The 18,250-nt window shown below is 65.1% G+C and carries 15 protein-coding genes; 9 read left to right on the top strand and 6 right to left on the bottom strand.

All coding sequences use genetic code 11. The annotated features are described in order from the left end of the window. The first annotated feature begins 54 nt into the window (after positions 1-54). Complete coding sequence (gene fabI / locus GWK63_RS08745) at positions 55-894, top strand: enoyl-ACP reductase FabI (protein WP_007400485.1); 840 nt, start codon at positions 55-57, stop codon at positions 892-894. A 19-nt stretch (positions 895-913) separates the two neighbouring features. Beyond that, a complete protein-coding gene (gene aroC, locus GWK63_RS08740) occupies positions 914-2,005 on the top strand; it encodes a chorismate synthase (RefSeq protein ID WP_007400486.1) in 1,092 nt (363 codons plus the stop codon). An 81-nt stretch (positions 2,006-2,086) separates the two neighbouring features. Here the strand turns inward: aroC and GWK63_RS08735 are convergent, their stop codons facing one another. Further along, positions 2,087-2,518 carry an OsmC family peroxiredoxin gene (locus GWK63_RS08735; protein WP_007400487.1) on the bottom strand — a complete coding sequence of 144 codons (432 nt, stop codon included), beginning with the start codon at positions 2,516-2,518 and terminating at the stop codon, positions 2,087-2,089. Between the two features lie 270 nt (positions 2,519-2,788). Here GWK63_RS08735 and rpsB point away from each other — a divergent pair, with 270 nt between their 5' ends. The 4 genes from rpsB (at position 2,789) to parC (ending at position 7,706) form a co-directional block, all read left to right on the top strand. Further along, positions 2,789-3,574, top strand: coding sequence for a 30S ribosomal protein S2 (gene rpsB / locus GWK63_RS08730; RefSeq protein ID WP_007400489.1), 786 nt, complete (start codon positions 2,789-2,791; stop codon positions 3,572-3,574). 109 nt (positions 3,575-3,683) lie between these two features. Then, positions 3,684-4,589: a translation elongation factor Ts gene (gene tsf, locus GWK63_RS08725; protein WP_007400490.1), complete on the top strand. Its 906-nt coding sequence runs from the start codon at positions 3,684-3,686 to the stop codon at positions 4,587-4,589. Positions 4,590-4,637: 48 nt separating this feature from the next. Beyond that, a complete protein-coding gene (gene recO, locus GWK63_RS08720; RefSeq protein ID WP_007400491.1) occupies positions 4,638-5,429 on the top strand; it encodes a DNA repair protein RecO in 792 nt (263 codons plus the stop codon). Positions 5,430-5,489: 60 nt separating this feature from the next. Beyond that, positions 5,490-7,706, top strand: a complete 2,217-nt coding sequence (gene parC, locus GWK63_RS08715; protein WP_040000087.1) for a DNA topoisomerase IV subunit A — start codon at positions 5,490-5,492, stop codon at positions 7,704-7,706. A 122-nt stretch (positions 7,707-7,828) separates the two neighbouring features. On the opposite strand, the gene GWK63_RS08710 is transcribed toward parC, so the two are convergent. The 3 genes from GWK63_RS08710 to GWK63_RS08700 all read right to left on the bottom strand — a co-directional run bounded on the left by GWK63_RS08710 (position 7,829) and on the right by GWK63_RS08700 (position 11,330). Next, on the bottom strand, positions 7,829-8,617 hold the full coding sequence (locus GWK63_RS08710; RefSeq protein ID WP_007400494.1) for an arginyltransferase: 789 nt from the start codon (positions 8,615-8,617) through the stop codon (positions 7,829-7,831). A 142-nt stretch (positions 8,618-8,759) separates the two neighbouring features. Further along, complete coding sequence (gene hemB, locus GWK63_RS08705; RefSeq protein WP_040000089.1) at positions 8,760-9,752, bottom strand: porphobilinogen synthase; 993 nt, start codon at positions 9,750-9,752, stop codon at positions 8,760-8,762. An 84-nt stretch (positions 9,753-9,836) separates the two neighbouring features. Further along, positions 9,837-11,330 (bottom strand): amino acid permease, encoded by a 1,494-nt coding sequence (locus GWK63_RS08700; protein WP_007400497.1) that lies wholly within the window; start codon positions 11,328-11,330, stop codon positions 9,837-9,839. 200 nt (positions 11,331-11,530) lie between these two features. On the opposite strand from GWK63_RS08700, the gene glyA reads away from it, so the two are divergent. Beyond that, the gene (gene glyA, locus GWK63_RS08695) at positions 11,531-12,820 is read left to right on the top strand and encodes a serine hydroxymethyltransferase (RefSeq protein ID WP_276202624.1); all 1,290 of its coding nucleotides are present in this window, start codon (positions 11,531-11,533) and stop codon (positions 12,818-12,820) included. Positions 12,821-12,926: 106 nt separating this feature from the next. Here the strand turns inward: glyA and GWK63_RS08690 are convergent, their stop codons facing one another. Both GWK63_RS08690 and GWK63_RS08685 read right to left on the bottom strand, forming a co-directional pair. Next, complete coding sequence (locus GWK63_RS08690; RefSeq protein WP_040000091.1) at positions 12,927-13,964, bottom strand: M14 family metallopeptidase; 1,038 nt, start codon at positions 13,962-13,964, stop codon at positions 12,927-12,929. Positions 13,965-14,132: 168 nt separating this feature from the next. After that, positions 14,133-15,263 carry a DEAD/DEAH box helicase gene (locus tag GWK63_RS08685; RefSeq protein ID WP_007400502.1) on the bottom strand — a complete coding sequence of 377 codons (1,131 nt, stop codon included), beginning with the start codon at positions 15,261-15,263 and terminating at the stop codon, positions 14,133-14,135. Between the two features lie 81 nt (positions 15,264-15,344). Here GWK63_RS08685 and GWK63_RS08680 point away from each other — a divergent pair, with 81 nt between their 5' ends. Both GWK63_RS08680 and GWK63_RS08675 read left to right on the top strand, forming a co-directional pair. Beyond that, entirely contained in the window at positions 15,345-16,304 is a 960-nt protein-coding gene (locus tag GWK63_RS08680) for a mitochondrial fission ELM1 family protein (protein WP_007400503.1), read from the top strand. Between the two features lie 42 nt (positions 16,305-16,346). Further along, the gene (locus tag GWK63_RS08675) at positions 16,347-18,236 is read left to right on the top strand and encodes a hypothetical protein (protein ID WP_040000096.1); all 1,890 of its coding nucleotides are present in this window, start codon (positions 16,347-16,349) and stop codon (positions 18,234-18,236) included. Positions 18,237-18,250: the final 14 nt, after the last annotated feature.

Genomic DNA, 18,250 nt, shown 5'->3' with positions numbered 1-18,250 from the left:
TGCAACCACGAGGCCGAAATTTCATCCGTCATTCACCATTAAGGATATACGAGCATGTCAGACGGCGCGCCCAAAATCTCCATCAAGGGAACATTGATGAAAGGGAAGCGGGGGCTTGTCATGGGGGTGGCGAATGACCGCTCCATCGCTTGGGGCATTGCGCGCGCCGTGGCGGAGCAGGGCGGGGAACTGGCCTTTACCTATCAGGGGGAAGCACTGGGCAAGCGCGTGCGCCCGCTGGCCGAAAGTGTCGGCTCGACGCTGGTGCTGCCGTGTGACGTGAGCGATGACGCGGCCATTGACGCGACCTTTGACGCGATCGAAAAGGAATGGGGCAAGATCGACTTCCTGGTCCATGCCATCGGCTGGGCGGACAAGCAGTTCCTGCGCGGGCGCTATGTCGATACCCCGCGTGACGCCTTTCTCAAGGCGCTGGACATCTCATGCTATTCCTTCACCGCAGTGGCCCGCCGTGCGGCCGCGATCATGAACCCCGGCGGCTCGCTGCTCACGCTTACCTACCTTGGTGCCGAGCGCGTCATGCCACATTACAACGTGATGGGCGTGGCCAAGGCGGCCCTTGAGGCTTCGGTGCGCTACATGGCGGTGGATCTGGGCAGCGAGGGCATTCGCGTCAACGGCATTTCGGCGGGGCCGGTCATGACGCTGGCGGCCAACGGGATCGGTGATTTCCGCTATATCCTGAAATGGAACCAGTACAATTCCCCGCTGGAGCGCAACGTGTCGCTTGAGGAAGTGGGCGGGGCGGGGCTGTACATGCTCTCCGACCTGTCGGGTGGCGTGACCGGTGAGATCCACCACGTTGATTCCGGCTACCATATTGTCGGTATGAAGAACCCTACCGCGCCGGACATCACGGTCGCGGGTAACTGATCGCGGGAAGCCTGCCTGTATGTCCTATAATACCTTCGGCCATCTGTTCCGTGTCACGACATGGGGGGAAAGCCACGGCCCCGCCATTGGCTGCGTGATCGATGGCTGCCCGCCTGGTCTGGCGCTTGACGTGGCGGATATCCAGCCCTGGCTGGACCGCCGCAGGCCCGGCCAGTCGAAATTCACCACCCAGCGGCAGGAGGCCGATCAGGTCGAGATCCTGTCCGGCGTGTTCGAAGGCAGGACGACAGGCACCCCCATTTCACTGCTGATCCGCAATACCGACCAGCGCTCGCGTGATTATGGTGATATCGCCACCCGTTACCGCCCCGGCCATGCCGATGTGGCCTATGACATGAAATACGGCATCCGCGATTATCGTGGCGGCGGCCGGTCTTCCGCGCGGGAGACGGCCATGCGCGTGGCCGCCGGTGCCGTGGCGCGCAAGGTGCTGGGGGCGGAGGTGCGCATTCGTGCAGCCCTGGTCCAGATCGGGCCGCATGCGGTTGACCGCGCGCACATGGACTGGGATCTGGTGAACGCCAATCCGCTGTTCTGCCCGGATGCGGGCATGCTGCCGGTGTGGGAAGACTATCTGGCGGATATCCGCAGGAACGGTTCCTCCATCGGCGCCGTGATCGAGGTGGTGGCCGAAGGCGTGCCGCCGGGGCTGGGCGCGCCGATCTATGGCAAGCTGGATTCCGACCTTGCCATGGCGTTGATGAGCATCAACGCCGTCAAGGGGGTCGAGATCGGGGAAGGGTTTGCATCCGCCTGCCTGACGGGGGAGGAAAATGCCGATCCGATGCGCATGGAAAACGGCAGGGTCCGGTTCGCTTCCAACCACGCGGGCGGCGTGCTGGGTGGTATTTCCACCGGCCAGCCGGTCATTGCGCGTTTTGCGGTCAAACCGACCAGTTCAATCCTGACGCCCGTTCCCTCCGTCACGCGCGAAGGGGAGAACGTGGATGTCATGACCAGGGGGCGTCATGACCCCTGTGTCGGTATCCGCGCCGTGCCGGTGGGTGAAGCGATGATGGCCTGCGTTCTGGCTGATCACCTGCTGCGCCACCGGGGGCAGGTGGGCAATCTGGAACCGGTGATCCTGTAACCTGACGGCTGGCAGATGCCCTTCACCGGGGTGCGGCAGGTCTGGCGCGGAACGCCTGTGCGTCCCGCGCCATCCGGCAGCTCAGCCCTTCAGCTTTGCATCCAGCGTGATGGTGGCGTTGAACAGCTTGGAAACGGGGCAGCCAGCCTTGGCCTTTTCCGCCAGTTCCCGGAACTGTTCCTCCGTCGCATTCGGGATTGCGGCTTCCAGGGTCAGCTTCGCGGCCGTGATGGCAAAGCCTTCGCCCTGTTTTTCCAGGACGATCTCGGATTTCGCGTCAAGCGACGTGGCCGTAAGCCCCGCGCCACCCAGAATGCCCGACAGCGCCATGGCAAAGCATGCGGCGTGGGCCGCCCCCAGCAGTTCCTCGGGGTTGGTGCCGGGGCTGCCCTCGAAACGGGTGTTGAAACCATAGGGCTGGTTCCGCAGTGAGCCACTCTGGGTCGAGATCTCGCCTCTGCCGTCCTTCAGTCCGCCTGACCAGTGTGCTGTCGCGTATTTGGTGATCGCCATGGGGGATCGGTCCTTTGTCCGTGATCGGGATATCGGGCGCGCGCGCCGATGGATGGCATGGCATCCGTGCGCAGGCTAACCCGATGATGGTAAAAAAGTTGCATCACGATTGCCCGGACGGCCCCGCGGGTCTTGCAATATGCGTCGGGAACGGCCATATCCCGCCACGGCCCCATGTGGGGGCCAATTCACACGTGAAGCCAAAACCTCTGGTGTCCTGCAAAGGGCGTGCTTCACGGAGGATAAACCAGACACAAGGATTTAGCCGACATGGCGATGCCTGAATTCACGATGCGCCAGCTGCTTGAGGCCGGTGTTCACTTCGGTCACCACACCCGCCGCTGGAACCCGCGCATGGCGCCGTACCTGTTCGGTGTGCGCAACCAGGTCCACATCATCGACCTGCAGCAGACCGTTCCCATGCTGGACCGCGCGCTCAAGGCGATCCGTGACACCGTGGCCGGTGGCGGCCGCGTGCTGTTCGTGGGCACCAAGCGCGCCGCAGCCGACCAGATTGCCGAAGCCGCCAAGCGCTGCGGCCAGTATTACGTCAACCACCGCTGGCTGGGCGGCATGCTGACGAACTGGAAGACCATCACCGGTTCGATCAAGCGCCTGCGCAGCATTGACGAAATGCTGGAAAACGGCACCCAGGGCCTGACCAAGAAGGAAGTCCTGGACATCACCCGCGACCGTGAGAAGCTGGAGCGTTCGCTCGGCGGCATCAAGGAAATGGGCGGCCTGCCGGACATCCTGTTCGTGATCGACACGAACAAGGAAAAGCTGGCGGTCGAGGAGGCCAACAAGCTGGGTATCCCGGTTGTGGCCGTGCTGGACAGCAACTCCGACCCGCGTGGCGTGACCTTCCCGATCCCGGGCAACGACGACGCCATCCGCGCCATCGCGCTGTATTGCGAACTCGTGTCTTCCGCCGTGCTGGATGGCATCTCCGCCGAGCTGGGTGCGTCGGGCGAGGATTTCGGCGCGTCCGAGGAACTGCCGGTTGACCCGGCGGTGGAAACGGCCGTGACCGAAGCCGCAGCGAGCGCCGAATAAGAAAACCGGCACCAGCGCGGCATGATGGCCGCAAGGTGCAACTGAACGGGCAGGCGCACGCTCCGCAGACAGTGCGGGGCGTGCGCCTGTCGTAAGGAGTATCAGGATAATGGCGGAAATTACTGCAGCACTCGTAAAGGAACTTCGTGAGAAGACCGGCGCGGGCATGATGGACTGCAAGAAGGCCCTCAAGGAAGCCGAAGGCGACATCGAAGGCGCGATCGACTGGCTGCGCAAGAAGGGCCTTTCGGCCGCGGCCAAGAAGTCCGGCCGTGTCACGGCGGAAGGTCTGGTGGGTGTTGCCCAGACGGACCTGAAGGCCGCCATGGTCGAGATCAATGCCGAGACCGACTTCGTGGCGCGTAACGAGCATTTCCAGAACTTCGTCTCGGAAGTGGCGCATGCCGCCCTGAGCGTTGGCGACGATCTGGAAAAGCTGAAGGCCGCCGTGCTGAAAAGCGGCCGCACCGTTGCCGATGAACTGACCCACCTGATCGCCACCATTGGCGAGAACATGTCCATCCGCCGCGCCCGCGTGCTGAGCGTGCCGTCTGGCGTGGTCGCGACCTACGTGCATGGCGCGGTCAGCCCCGGGCTTGGCAAGATTGGCGTTCTGGCCGCCGTCGAGGCCCCTTCCGCCAGCGAGGCGCTGGAAGACCTGGGCCGCCGCATCGGCATGCATGTCGCCGCCACCCGTCCGGCGGCGCTGGATGTGGACAGCGTTGACCCGCAGGCGCTGGAGCGTGAGCGCGCGGTGCTGGTGGAGCAGGCCAAGGCGTCGGGCAAGCCCGATGCGATCATCGAGAAGATGGTCGATGGCCGTATCCGCAAGTTCTACGAGGAAGTGGTGCTGCTGGAGCAGATCTGGGTGCATGATGGCGAGAGCCGCGTGCGCAAGATCGTGGAGAAGGCGGGTGCGAAGCTGACCGGTTTCGATCGCTTCCAGCTTGGTGAAGGCATCGAGAAGGAAGAAAACGACTTTGCCGCTGAAGTGGCAAAGGCCGCAGGTCAGTAAAAACTTGCCGGTTTCCGGTTCCTTACGTGCAAGGGCGGGTGTCTCCTGATGGAATGGGAGGCACCCGCCCTTGTGCTTTCGGCCACCCCCTATGGGGAAGGCAGCGCCATCGTGCATGTGCTGACCGGCGAGTACGGCCTGTATCATGGTCTGGCCCGTGGCGGCTCCGCCAGCCGGGGCCGGGCGACATGGCAGACCGGCAACCTGGTGCGTGCGCGCTGGACCGCGCGCCTGCCCGAGCAGTTGGGCAGCATTACCGCCGAGACGGTCCATGCCTCGGCCGCGCGCCTCCTTGATTATCCGCTGCCGCTGGCCATGCTGGCCTCACTGTGCGCGCTGGCCGATGACTGCCTGCCCGAGCGTGAGCCGCATCCGGCCATATTCCAGGGACTGACCAGCCTGCTGGCGCGCATCAGCCTTGACCCGCAATGGGCGGAGACCGAAGCCATGCCCGAGATCGTGCGGTGGGAGCTTATGCTGCTGTCGGATCTGGGGTTCGGGCTGGACCTGGGCGGCTGTGCCCTTGGTGGCAGCCGTGAGGATCTGCGCTGGGTCTCGCCCCGCACCGGGCGGGCGGTATCGGATGAAAAGGCGGGGGCGTGGCGCGACCGCCTGCTGCCACTGCCCGGTTTCATCCTGCATCCGCAGCAGGTTGCTACGCCACGGGACTGGCATGACGGGCTGCGGCTTTCAGGCCATTTCCTGCGGCGCGACGCCTTTGGCCAGCGCCACCGCCCGGTGCCCGAGGCCCGGGGCAGGCTTGCGGACATGATCGCCCGCAGGGCCGACATTCCCGCTGATGGTGAGCGGGAAGAAGACCCGGCCAACCCGCCGGGCTGACAGAACCATTGGACAAACCCCAAAGTTTCGCTATCTGTTCACCTGCGGGAGGAAGATCGCATGCCTGTGGATACAACAGCCGGCCATATTGAAGATACCAAGCTGGCCGATGCGCTGAGCGAGCGCTATCTGGCCTATGCCATGTCAACCATCATGTCGCGCTCGCTGCCTGATGTGCGCGACGGGCTGAAGCCGGTGCACCGGCGCATGGTCTATGCCATGCAGCAGCTCAAGCTGGACCCCACCGCAGGGTTCAAGAAATGCGCCCGCGTGGTGGGTGACGTAATCGGTAAATACCACCCGCATGGTGATGCCTCGGTCTATGAGGCGCTGGTGCGGCTGGCCCAGGATTTTGCCGTGCGCTACCCGCTGGTGGAAGGCCAGGGCAATTTCGGTTCCATCGATGGTGATAACGCCGCCGCCATGCGGTACACCGAATCCCGCCTGACAGCGGTGGCCAAGGCCCTGCTGGAAGGGATTGACGAGGACAGCGTCGATTTCCGTCCCACCTATGATGGGGAGGAACATGAGCCCGTTGTCCTGCCGGCGGCTTTTCCCAACCTGCTGGCCAATGGGGCGGCGGGTATTGCCGTGGGCATGGCGACATCGATCCCGCCCCACAACGTGGGTGAAATCTGCGCGGCCGCGCTGGCCCTGATCCGCAAGCCCGCCACCACCACGGCGGAACTGCTGGCCCATATGCCCGGTCCCGATTTTCCTACCGGCGGCAGCATTGTCGAGGACCGGGATGCCATACTCCGTGCTTACGAGACGGGGCGTGGTTCCTTCCGCATCCGCTCGAAATGGGATGTGGAGCAGGGACGTTTCGGCACATGGCAGATCGTGGTGACCGAAATCCCGTATCAGGTGCAGAAATCCCGCCTGATCGAGCAGGTAGCGGATCTTATGGAGCAGAAGAAGCTCCCGCTGCTGGCCGATATCCGTGATGAAAGCACGACCGACATAAGGCTGGTGCTGGAGCCGAAATCCCGTGGCATCGAGCCTGCGGTGCTGATGGAAACACTGTTCCGCGCGACCCAGCTTGAAAGCCGCTTCGGACTGAACATGAACGTGCTGGGGGCCGACCAGGTGCCCGGCGTGCGGAGCCTGAAGGAGGTACTGCAGGCATGGCTGGACCATCGCCATGACGTGCTGCTGCGGCGCAGCGCCAACCGCCTGCAGGCGGTTGACCGGCGGCTGGAAATCCTGAACGGCTTCCTTGCGGTCTACCTCAATCTGGATGAGGTGATCCGCATCGTGCGCGAGGAAGATGATGCGAAATCGGCCCTGATCGCGGCGTTTGATCTGACCGAACTGCAGGCGGATTCGGTGCTCAACATGCGCCTGCGCAGCCTGCGGCGGCTGGAGGAAATGGAGATCCGCAACGAGCACGCTAGGCTTAGTGCCGAGAAACAGGCGCTGCACGACCTGCTGGAGAACGAAGGCCAGCGGTGGAAGCATATCGCGGGCGAGATCAAGGATATCCAGAAGACCTTTGGCGGCGGCACATTGGGCAAGCGGCGGAGCCTGCTGGCCGATGCCCCCGTTGAAATCGATGTGGAAGCCGCCCTGCCGGTCGAACGCGACCCGCTTACGGTCATCCTGTCACAGAAGGGCTGGATCCGTACCGTGCGCGGCCATGGGCAGGACCCGCAGGCGCTCAAATTCAAGGAAGGGGACGATCTTGGCATGGCGGTCGAATGCCACAGCAATGACCGGCTGTGCGTGTTCGCAACCGACGGGCGTGCCTTTACCCTGCGGGTGGCCGACCTGCCGCGCGGGCGCGGTGATGGCCAGCCGCTGCGGCTGCTGATCGACCTGTCCAATGATGAGGACATCATCACCATGTTCCCGCTGGATGACGCGCGCAGGCGGCTGCTCGCGTCCAGCACGGGGCGCGGCATGATCGTGGCGGAATCGGCCATGACGGCGGAAAAACGCACCGGCAGGCAGGTGCTCAACCTGAAGGACCGGGAAAGTGCCCTGATCTGCGTCCCGGCGGAAGGGGATCATGTGCTGGTGCTGGGCCAGAACCGGCGCATGCTGGTCTTCCCGCTGGACCAGTTGCCTGAAATGGCGCGCGGCCTTGGTGTCATCTTGCAGAAATACAAGGATGGCGGCCTGAAGGATGCGGTGGTGTTCACGGCCGATGCGGGTGTGGCGTGGCCCGATCCCGCGCGCGTGCGCGCCTTTGCCGATCTGAAGGATTATGTAGGCAAGCGCGCGGAAATGGGCAAACCCGCGCCCGCATGGGCCACCCGCAGGCCGCGTGGCTGAATACTGACAAAAAGGAACAGAAATTGCCGGGGCGCGTGCCCCTTTTCAAAAAAGGCGGCACCCGGAAATTTTTATTGTTTTTTGTCAATAAGTTATTTTCAAGCGGTTTCTAATACAGCCTGTTATGCCGGGCGGAACATTCCGTCCGGCAGGAAGGCGCTTTCATGCGCCTGCTGGCTGGCGTAGTCAGCCAGGTCCAGATCGTGCCATACGCCGCGCGTCATGATCTGGGCCGGGCGGAAGCGGGCCTTGTAGGCCATCTTGCGGCTCTCGCTTATCCAGTAGCCAAGATACAGGTAGGGCAGGTCGAGCATGCGGGCATGGTCAATCAGGTGAAGCACCGCGAAGGTGCCCAGTGATCTGTGCTGCTGGCCGGGATCATAGAAATCATAAACGGCGGATAGCCCGTCATCCAACTGGTCCACCAGCGCCACGCAGGCCAGCGTGCCTTCCGTGTCACGGAATTCGATCATGAAGGTCTCGACCGTGGTATCCTCGATCATCGCCCGATAGTCGGGAAAGGTCATGGAGGCCATGTCCCCCCCCACATGCCGGATGGACTGGTAGGCGCTGAACAGGGTGTACTGCTCCGGCGTTGCGCGCGGGGGGACGCGGGTTGCACGCAGTCCGGCATTGCGGCGCCTTATGCGCAGCTGCGTACGGCTGGGGGCAAAGCGCGCCACCGGCACGCGTATGGGCGTGCATGCCGTGCAGCTTGCGCAGACCGGGGCATAGGCAATGGTGTGGCTGCGGCGGAAGCCCGCGCGTGACAGGCGGTTATGGAAGGCGACCGCCTCCGTCCCGCCAATTTCGGTCACGACCTTGCGCTCCATGCGCCCCGGCAGGTAGGGGCAGGGCATGGGGGCCGTGGTGTAGAACAGCTGCGGATGCCGTGGCGATGTATAGGTCATGCGCTCTCACCAGCCGGAAAACAGGAACAGGCAGTCCGGCCAACAGGAAAAATGGACTGCCGCTGTCCTATACGGTTATCATATTCTTCTGGTTGCAGGCATCAACTATCCGGTCACGGGCCTATGCTTTCACGCAGGGGGGCTAGCCCCGGAGCAGACGGGCGGCATCCAGCGCGAAATAGGTCAGCACGCCATTCGCCCCCGCGCGGCGGAAGGACATCAGGCTTTCCAGGATCACGCGGTCACGGTCCAGCCAGCCATTCTGGATCGCGGCCATGAGCATCGCGTATTCGCCCGAGACCTGATAGGCGAAGGTCGGCACGGCGAATTCCTGCCGTACGCGCTGGATTACATCCAGATACGGCATGCCGGGCTTGACCATCACCATGTCGGCGCCTTCCAGCAGGTCCTGGCCGACTTCTCGCAGGGCCTCGTCGCTGTTGGCGGGGTCCATCTGGTAGGTTTTCTTGTCGCCCGTCAGCAGCCCGCCCGAACCCAGCGCATCGCGGAACGGGCCGTAGAAGGCGCTGGCGTATTTCGCGGCGTAGGACATGATGCGGGTATTGACCAGCCCGCCTGCGTCCAGTGCGGTGCGGATGGCGCCAATGCGCCCGTCCATCATGTCCGACGGGGCAATGATGTCGATTCCGGCGGCCGCCTGGTTGACCGCCTGGGTTGTCAGGATTCTGACGGACGGATCATTGACCACGTAACCGCCTTCGATCAGGCCGTCATGGCCGTGGCTGGTATAGGGGTCCAGCGCCACGTCGCCCACAAGGCCGATTTCGGGAAATTCCTGCTTGAGCAGCCGGGCGGCACGGCACATCAGGTTATCGGGGTTGGTGGCTTCCGTCCCGGCTTCGTCACGCAGTTCGGTGGGGGTGATGGGGAACAGGGCAATGGCGGGGATATCCAGCTTCGCCGCCGGTTCCACATGGGCCGCAAGCCGGTCGAGGCTGACACGCTGCACGCCGGGCATGGACGCGACATCGGTGATCGAGCCGCTCCCCTCCGTCACGAAAATCGGCCAGATCAGGTTATCGGTCGAAAGCGTGTTTTCGGTTACCAGCCGCCGTGTGAACCGGTCGTGCCGGTTGCGCCGCAGCCTTACTTGGGGAAACTGACCGATACTCATCCAATCCAACTCCATTCAGGGAAGGGATGACTATGATCGCGCAGCCACCCCGCGCCAAATTATGATCCGGTAATCCTGCCGCCATCAGGGCGTGTGCCGCATGGCAGGCATGTCCTTGCCCCGTGTCGTCGCCAGCCGGCTGTGACGCATGCCGTATGTCCCGTACACCACCATGCCGATGGCAAGCCAGCCCACCAGCCGCAGCCAGGTCAGCCCGTCCAGCGAGACCATCATGACCAGGCAGCTTGCAATGCCGGCCAGCGGAATCACGGCCCCGCCGGGCACGCGGAATACCCGTGGCCGGTCGGGTTCACGCCTGCGCAGCACGATAACCCCCACGCATACGATGACAAAGGCCAGCAGGGTGCCGATCGATGTCATGTGCGCCAGCTGCTCGATGGGCAGGAAGGCGGCAAGCCCGCCCGTCACCACCATGAAGAACAGGTGGCAGCCCACGGGTGTGCCCCATCCGGCATGGGTGCGGCCGAACAGGGGCGGCAGCAGCCCGTCACGCGCCATGGCGAAGAACACCCGGCTCTGCCCCAGCAGCATGACCAGTATGACCGACAGGAAGCCGCATATGATGCCCAGCTTGACCGCAGCCTTCAGCCAGCCGAACGGTGTCTGGTCAATGGCGGTGGCAACGGGGGCGGCGTCGCCTGCCATGGCATGGTAATTGACCAGGCCCGTCAGCACGAAGGAAAACGCGATATAGACCGCCGTGCAGATGGCCAGGCTGGCCATGAGGCCGATGGGCATGTCCCGCCCGGGATTGCGGGTTTCCTGTGCCACGGTGGAGATCGCGTCAAACCCCAGATAGGCAAAGAACACGGTACCCGCCGCGCGCAGGATGCCCGAAAGCCCGTATTCCCCGAACGTACCCGTGTTGGGTGGGATGAAGGGGGTGTAGTTCGCCATTTTTATGTAGGGCAGGCCAAAGCCGATGACGGCGGCGATGACCGTAAGCTTGATGATGACGACAAGCATGTTCATCCGTGCCGAACCCGCGATGCCGCGCATGAGCAGCACCGATATCGCCACGATGATGAACACGGCCGGCAGGTTGGCAATGCCGTGCACGGGCTGGCCATCGGCCATGCCCACCACCTCGAAGGGCGAGGCCATGAGCCGGGGGGCAAGGTGAATGCCCCACCCATCCAGCAGGGAGCGCATGTAGCGCGCCCAGCTGACCGATACGGCCGATGCGCCCACGGTGTATTCCAGCACCAGGTCCCACCCGATCACCCAGCCAGCCAGTTCCCCCAGTGCGGCATAGGCATAGACATAGGCGCTGCCCGCCGCCGGGATCATGCCCGCCAGTTCGCCATAGCACAGCCCGGCAAAGGCGCAGGCCACCGCCGCCAGCGCGAAGGATATGACGACCGCGGGCCCCGCGTTGCTGCCCGCGGCAATGCCGGTCAGCGAAAACAGGCCCGCCCCGATCGTGCCCCCCACGCCCAGGGCGATCAGGCTACCCAGGCCCAGCACGCGTTTCAGCCCCGCACTGTCCGCCGGGGGGGCTACGGGTAGCCTGCGCAGCAGCGCCTGCGCCAGACCGGACTTCAGGCGTGTGTTCATGGCATGTCCTGGCGGGCGGCCCGGGTGGGGGTGGGAAATGCTACAACAGTCAAATCAGCCCGTCTCCATCATTTTGGCGTTGTCTAACCGCCATGATATGGCGCACATAGCAGGCCTGTTCCCCTATGTGTCATATCCGTCTCCTACCCGGAAATGACAGCCGATCCAATGAATGGAGAAACATGACGGTGCCGGATCCTATCAGCCAGACTGAACTCAAGCAGTTTTTCCGCGCCCCTCTGGCCGAAGTCGACCCCGATGTGGCCGCCATTATCGATGCGGAAAAGGTCCGCCAGCGCGACGGTATCGAACTGATCGCCAGCGAGAACATGGTGTCCGCCGCCGTTATGGCCGCCCAGGGCAGCGTGCTGACCAACAAATACGCCGAAGGCTATCCCGGTCGCCGTTATTATGGTGGCTGCGTGGAAGTGGACAAGGTCGAGACCCTGGCCATCGAACGCGTGAAGCAGATGTTTGGCGCCGAATTCGCCAATGTGCAGCCCCATTCGGGCGCCAATGCCAACCAGGCCGCCTTCATGGCCATGGTGAAGCCGGGCGATACCGTGATGGGCATGAGCCTGGCCGCCGGTGGCCACCTGACCCATGGCGCCGCCCCCAACTATTCCGGCAAGTGGTTCAACGCGGTGCAGTACGGCGTGCGCGCGCAGGACGGACTGCTTGACTATGAGGAAATGGAGCGCCTGGCCCGCGCCGAGAAGCCGAAGCTGATCGTGGCCGGTGGCTCCGCCTATCCGCGCATCATCGATTTCGCGCGCTTCCGCGCCATTGCCGATGAGGTCGGTGCCTACCTGATGGTGGACATGGCGCATTTTGCCGGACTGGTGGCGGCCGGGCTGTACCCGTCGCCGGTGCCGCATGCGCATGTCGTGACCTCCACCACCCACAAGACCCTGCGCGGGCCGCGTGGCGGGCTGATCCTGACCAATGACGCGGATCTGGCCAAGAAGATCAACTCCGCCGTGTTCCCCGGCCTGCAGGGTGGTCCGCTCATGCATGTCATCGCCGCCAAGGCCGTGGCATTTGGCGAGGCGCTGCGCCCCGATTTCCGCACCTATCAGGAAGCGGTGGCGAATAATGCCCGCGTGCTGGCCGAAACACTGGTCAAGAGCGGCTTTGACATCGTAACCGGCGGCACCGACTGCCACCTGCTGCTGGTGGACCTGCGCCCCAAGGGTGTGACGGGCCGTGCGGCCGAGCGCGCGCTGGAACGCGCGGGCATCACCGCCAACAAGAACGCCATTCCCTTTGATCCCGAAAAGCCTGCCGTGACCTCGGGCATCCGTCTGGGCAGCCCGGCGGCGACGGCGCGTGGCTTTGGTGAGGCGGAGTTCCATGAAGTGGGGCTGATGATTGACGAGGTGCTGACCGCCCTGGCCAAAAGCGAGGGGCAGGAAGGCTGTGCAAGGACGGAGCAGGCCGTGCACGCGCGCGTCAAGGCGCTGTGCGCGCGCTTCCCCATCTATGCCTGAAAGACGGCTTTAAAATAACGCTTTGACAAAAAAGACAAAAGTTTCCGGGTGCCGCCTTTTTTCAAAAAGGCGGCATTCTTTTTTGTAACGCGCGGGCGCGCCGTGGTCAGGATGCCGGGCCGTTACCATTCATGCCGGCATCCACGCGGGCCAGGCGCACGGCGGTATGGCCGCGTGCCGGGCGCAGGTTGGGCATGACCAGCATGCAGTGCGGGTAAGGGGTGCGGATGTCGTCCCCCCCGTCATGCGCTACCACCGTTCCGGCATGGGGCAGGATTTCCCCCCCATGGAAGGGGCGGACAAAACGGAACATGCCGGTCCGTGCGGTCACGACATGGGTCACCACCCTGTCATGCCGGGGCAAGGGGCCTTCATCTCCCCCCGGCAGGCCGCAGCATGGGCCGATTACGGACAGTACGGCCTGCATGGCCCGGTCCACCGTCGCCTGCTGCCAGTGCTGTCCCGCTTCCAGCAGGCAGGCCGCTGCCTTTCCCCCGGTAAAGCGGGGATGGTCGATCAGCCTGCACCCACCCCTGTGCCCCCGGTCGGCCACGCATATATCCACCCCGCGAATGCGCCGCGCCATGCGCCGCCCGGCGGTCGAGATGCCCGACAGCAGCAGCGGGTCGCCCGGCCACAGCATGGAATGCAGGTCCAGCAGCCTGTCCGCCGTCAGGATGATTGGCAGCAGTTCACGCGCGCGATCGAGTTCATGCGACGTGTGGCTGCTTTCCAGCATGTCGGGCGACCAGACGCGGTTCATGTCCTCGTCCACGCAGCGTGCCCGGACCGGCGCTTCGGGGTCGAACAGGGCCATGGCCGCGGGGTTGGCAAAAACCAGCGACAGGCGTCCCGCGCGGGGGCGGACGCGGGCACGCAGCAGGCGGTCAAGCACGATGGCGCCGGAAAACTCGTTGCCGTGGATCAGGCTGACACACACCACGTGCGGCCCCGGCCTGCGCCCTTCGTAATGCATGACACCCGGTATGCCGCAGTTCCCCCCAAGCCAGGGTGACAGGTCGGGCGGGGTGATCCCGACCGTCCATCGGGGCAGGCGGGAAGGCGGAGGGGGCAGGCGGTCAAGAAACGGGGTGGGCCGCGCAACGCGCACCGGCAGCGGCGTATCCTCCGGCCCGTATGTCATGTCATGTGCGCCCCGGCGTGGGGCATGCCGCGTCTGTCATGCCGGGGGCATGGGGGTGCAGGGCGTGGCGCGTGATCATGCGATGCAGTTTAGCCAGCCTTCACCCGACGGCAAGGCCACCTGCGGCGATGGCGCATGACAAATCCATGAACCGTGTCCCAGCGGCATCTATTCCGGCAGGCTGGCAATGCGGATGCGCTGTCCCGTCAGGCGCTCGATCTCGCGCAGCGCCTGACGTTCCTCCGGCGCGCACAGCGCCACGGCAACCCCCCTGCGCCCCGCGCGCGCGGTGCGGCCAATGCGGTGCACATAGGATTCGGGCTGGGGGGGAATGTCGTGGTTGATCACCAGGGCCACATCGTCAATATCGATTCCGCGCGCCATGACATCGGTGGCCACCAGCACGCCTACGCGGCCCTGCCGGAAGTCGCGCAGCATGCGCTCGCGCCTTGCCTGTGAATGGTCGCCATGGATGGCAATGGCGGGAACCAGCGCCGATATGGCACGCGCCACGCCATCGGCTTCCTGCCGGGTGCGCACGAACACCATCACGCGCTGCGTGCCGTATTGCCGCAGGCAGGCAAGCGTGGCCTGTGTCTTGTGCCGCATGGGCACGAAAATGGCGTATTGCGCGATGCGGGGTGCCGGCGCGTCTTCCACCGCCATGCTGACGCGCGTGGGGCGGTGCAGCAGGCGGGCGGCCAGTTCGGCCATGGCGGGTGGCAGGGTGGCGGAAAACAGCAGGGTCTGGTGCCGTGGTGGCAGGGCGGCGGCAAGGGCCAGCATTTCCTCGGCAAAGCCGGGGTCGAGCATGCGGTCCGCCTCATCAAGCACAAAGATACCGACGGCCGACAGATCCAGTTCCCCCCCGTGTACAAGATCGGTCACCCGTCCGGGCGTGCCCACCACGATGGCGGTCCCGTCCGCCAGTGTCCTGGCCTGTGCCACGCGCGCGGTGCCCCCGGTGGCCTGCATCACCCGCAATCCGCCACCGCGCGCGAGCCCCCGCAGCACGCCCGCGATCTGCCCCGCCAGTTCCCGCGTGGGGGCAAGGACAAGGCAGCGGACACGGCTGTTATCGGTCTCCCGCGCCATGAGCATGGACACGATGGGGGCGGCGAAGGCCACGGTCTTGCCACTGCCCGTGCCCGCGCGTGCCTCCACATCCCGTCCGGCCATGACGGGGGGGATGACCGCGCCCTGAATGGCGGAAGGCGCCTGCAGCCCCATCCGTGCCAGGGCGGCCACCACGCGGCCATCCAGCCCCATGCCGGAAAATGTCGGTTCTGTCTCGTTCATTGCTGTCCCTTAGCGCGGCTGGGCGCCGGACAAAAGGGGCCGGGCATTGACGCGCTCCGTCTCATCCCGCCACATGGCGCGATGACAGCAGTACCGCATCTTGCATCCGTTATCGCGGCAGACCTGGCCGGCATGCGTTCGCAGACATTCGGGCTGGCGCAGCGTGCAGGCCTGGAGCCACGCCTGCATGCGCTGGTGCCACGTGGCGTGTGGCGGCATGTACCGGCGGCGTGGTGGCCCGCCCCCCTGCGCGCCGTGCAGCCGCTGGGGCTGGCGGCGGATGACCTGGCGCATCCCGTCATCAGCATTGGCGGCAGTGGCGGTGCGGTGGGCGCTGCGCTGCGCAGGCAGGGCGCGCGGGTGATCCAGGTGCAGAACCCCCGCCTGCCGCCCGACCGCTTTGACCTGGTCATCGCCAACCGGCACGACAGGATTGCGGGGCCGAACGTGGTCCTGACCCGCACGGCGCTGCATGGCGTGACCCCGGAACGGCTGGCGCAGGCATGTGTGGAATGGGCGCCACGCCTTGCCCATCTGCCACGCCCGCTGGTTGCGGTGCTGGTGGGGGGGGGCAACGGGCGCTTCCGGCTGGGCAGGGCGGAGGGGGCGTCGCTGGCGGCGGGGCTTGCCGCCATGATGCGGCGCGACCATGTGGGGATTGCCCTGACCCCCTCACGCCGCACCGCGCCGGAGGTCTGCCTTGAACTGCGCCACGCGCTGGCGGGGCCGGATGCGTGGATCTGGGACCAGTCCGGCCCCAACCCCTATCTGGGGCTGCTGGCCTGCGCGGATGCCATTGTAGTGACGATGGACAGTGTCTCCATGATTTCGGAGGCCGTGGCAACCACGGCCCCGGTCATGGTGGCGGCCCTGCCGGGGCGCTCGCGCCGGATCGGGCACTTCCTGCAGGAACTGATGCAGGCGGGGCGTATCCGCCCCTTTGCCGGGCGGCTGGAAACATGGCCTGCCAGCCCGCTTGATGATACGGTGATGGCGGCCGAGGCGGTGCGTCATTACCTTGGCCTGCGGTTGCCTGAATAATAATCCTCCCGCTTGCGTCCAGAGTGGAATAAGAACAGGTCCATGCTCGGCATTCGTACTTTTGACCCGCATTCGGGTGGCAATATCGCCTACAAGGCCCTTACACACCCGCTGGCCGCGGAAAGGCTGGACGTGCTGGCACGCCAGCTTGCCAGTGCGGGCCCCGTGGCGCTGTATGACCCGCACGGCTTGGCCGGCACGCTGCTGGCCCTGCTGCCCCGCCCGATTACCGTGGCCGGGATCTACACACATGATTCGCTAAAGGTGGGGCAGGACCGCGCGGGCCATGCGCTGCGGCCGGTCGTGGACCTGCGCCAGACGACGGCGCGCGCGATATGGGCGCTTGATTTCAGTCAGGCGGCCATGTGCGCCCGTCTGTCCACCTCGCTGCCACCGGGCGTCGTGCTGCACACGCTGGAGCCGGTGCGCCTGCCCGTTGCCATGCTTTCGGTCGCGCATGTCTATCTGGACCGGCTGAATTTTGCCACCAACCTTGCCTTTTTCCGTGACGACGCCGAATTCTCCACCCGTCTGGTCACCGCCAATTACTGGGCACGCTATGGCGCGCGCGGCGTCAGGCTGTGGCTGCGGCTGTTCGATGGCGACGGGCAGGTACTCCATACATGGGAGCAGGACGTGCCGGGGGCAGGGCAGGCCATTGTCATTGACAGTGCCGAGATTCGCCAGCGCTTCAGTCTGCCGGCGTTTACCGGCCAGCTCTTCATCCATGCGCAGGGCATTGCGGGGCATGACGTGGTCAAATACGCGCTGGAGACGCGGGGCCGCAACGCGAATGTCAGCCTGTCCGTCACGCATGACGCCAATGCCTGGCCCGCCAGCCGTTACGCCAACCTGCCCGCCCCGGCGGCGGGGGAGGACGTGGTGCTGTGGGTCCAGAACAGCCACGCGCTGCCCATACCGGCGGGCAGCATGCACCTCAACCGCATGGGGCAGGACGCGCTGGTGCCCATTGACCGCGAACTGGCTCCTTACCAGACCATGGCCGTGCACATGGGCGATGTCCTGCCCGGACTGGCCTGGCCCGAGCAGATCGAATTCCGTGCCGGAGGGTACGTGGTGCGCCCGCGCTACGAGGTGACGCGGGGGGGGCGCACCCGCATCGCACATCTGAACGTGCAGCGCGCCGACCTGAAGCCTGACCCGCATATTGAAAAACTGGACCCGCGTTTTTTCGGGCGTGGCTACCTGCTGCCGTTCCCGGTGCCGGACCCGGCACGTTACCGCACGCTGCTGCTGCCCGCCCCCATGGCGGAAAGCCTGTCCACCCTGCCGGTCAGGGTGGACTGTTTTGATGCGGAGGGCAGGGGCACCGGGTCGCATTTTCCGGGCTGCCTCGCGCGTGATCATGCCACGATGGTGGATGTGGGCGCCCTTGCGCGGCAGGCCGGGCATGCGGAACTGCTTTATGACTTCCGCGAGGGGGGCACCGCCGATGGCTGGCTGCATGCCCTGATCCGTTATGAGGACCGGGAGAGCGGCCATGTGGCCGAAAGCAGTTTTGGCTCGCACATCTTCAACACCGTCATGACCTATCGGGGGGAGCCGCAGTCCTATGCCGGCTCCCCCCCCGGGCTGAGCACGCGGCTGTTCCTGACGGCGGCATGCGAGGAACCATACAGCTTCTGCTGGCTGATCTATCCCGCCTCGGGCATATGGCATGCGGTGTCGGACACGTCGCTGCACCTGCATGCCGCCAGTGGCGAGGTGATCGCGTGCGAGAAGATCGCCATTCCCATGTCCGGCTCCCGCCTGGTGCGGCCCGACCATATTTTTGGCGCGCAGGCCCTGCGCCGTGCGGGTGTGGGGGGGTATGTGATCATACGCGACACCACATGCCGCCTGTTTGGCTATCACGGGCGGCATGATGATGGGGCTGGCCGTTTTTCGCTCGATCACATGTTCGGTTTCTGATCCCCCTGCAAGAC

The sequence above is a fragment of the Komagataeibacter rhaeticus genome (genome assembly GCF_011611525.1).
Taxonomy (GTDB): domain Bacteria; phylum Pseudomonadota; class Alphaproteobacteria; order Acetobacterales; family Acetobacteraceae; genus Komagataeibacter; species Komagataeibacter rhaeticus.
The sequence above is the reverse complement of the archived record's forward strand: the minus strand, read 5'-3'. Positions and strand labels throughout refer to the sequence as shown.

What these genes read in the sequence shown, in the direction of transcription:
- GWK63_RS08735 (WP_007400487.1), bottom strand. Translation starts at nt 2,518, where the DNA reads ATGGCGATCACCAAATACGCGACAGCACACTGGTCAGGCGGACTGAAG.
- aroC (WP_007400486.1), top strand. Translation starts at nt 914, where the DNA reads ATGTCCTATAATACCTTCGGCCATCTGTTCCGTGTCACGACATGGGGG.
- GWK63_RS08690 (WP_040000091.1), bottom strand. Translation starts at nt 13,964, where the DNA reads ATGACATACGGGCCGGAGGATACGCCGCTGCCGGTGCGCGTTGCGCGG.
- GWK63_RS08685 (WP_007400502.1), bottom strand. Translation starts at nt 15,263, where the DNA reads ATGAACGAGACAGAACCGACATTTTCCGGCATGGGGCTGGATGGCCGC.
- parC (WP_040000087.1), top strand. Translation starts at nt 5,490, where the DNA reads ATGCCTGTGGATACAACAGCCGGCCATATTGAAGATACCAAGCTGGCC.
- GWK63_RS08710 (WP_007400494.1), bottom strand. Translation starts at nt 8,617, where the DNA reads ATGACCTATACATCGCCACGGCATCCGCAGCTGTTCTACACCACGGCC.
- fabI (WP_007400485.1), top strand. Translation starts at nt 55, where the DNA reads ATGTCAGACGGCGCGCCCAAAATCTCCATCAAGGGAACATTGATGAAA.
- tsf (WP_007400490.1), top strand. Translation starts at nt 3,684, where the DNA reads ATGGCGGAAATTACTGCAGCACTCGTAAAGGAACTTCGTGAGAAGACC.
- GWK63_RS08680 (WP_007400503.1), top strand. Translation starts at nt 15,345, where the DNA reads ATGACAGCAGTACCGCATCTTGCATCCGTTATCGCGGCAGACCTGGCC.
- GWK63_RS08700 (WP_007400497.1), bottom strand. Translation starts at nt 11,330, where the DNA reads ATGAACACACGCCTGAAGTCCGGTCTGGCGCAGGCGCTGCTGCGCAGG.
- recO (WP_007400491.1), top strand. Translation starts at nt 4,638, where the DNA reads ATGGAATGGGAGGCACCCGCCCTTGTGCTTTCGGCCACCCCCTATGGG.
- rpsB (WP_007400489.1), top strand. Translation starts at nt 2,789, where the DNA reads ATGGCGATGCCTGAATTCACGATGCGCCAGCTGCTTGAGGCCGGTGTT.
- GWK63_RS08675 (WP_040000096.1), top strand. Translation starts at nt 16,347, where the DNA reads ATGCTCGGCATTCGTACTTTTGACCCGCATTCGGGTGGCAATATCGCC.
- hemB (WP_040000089.1), bottom strand. Translation starts at nt 9,752, where the DNA reads ATGAGTATCGGTCAGTTTCCCCAAGTAAGGCTGCGGCGCAACCGGCAC.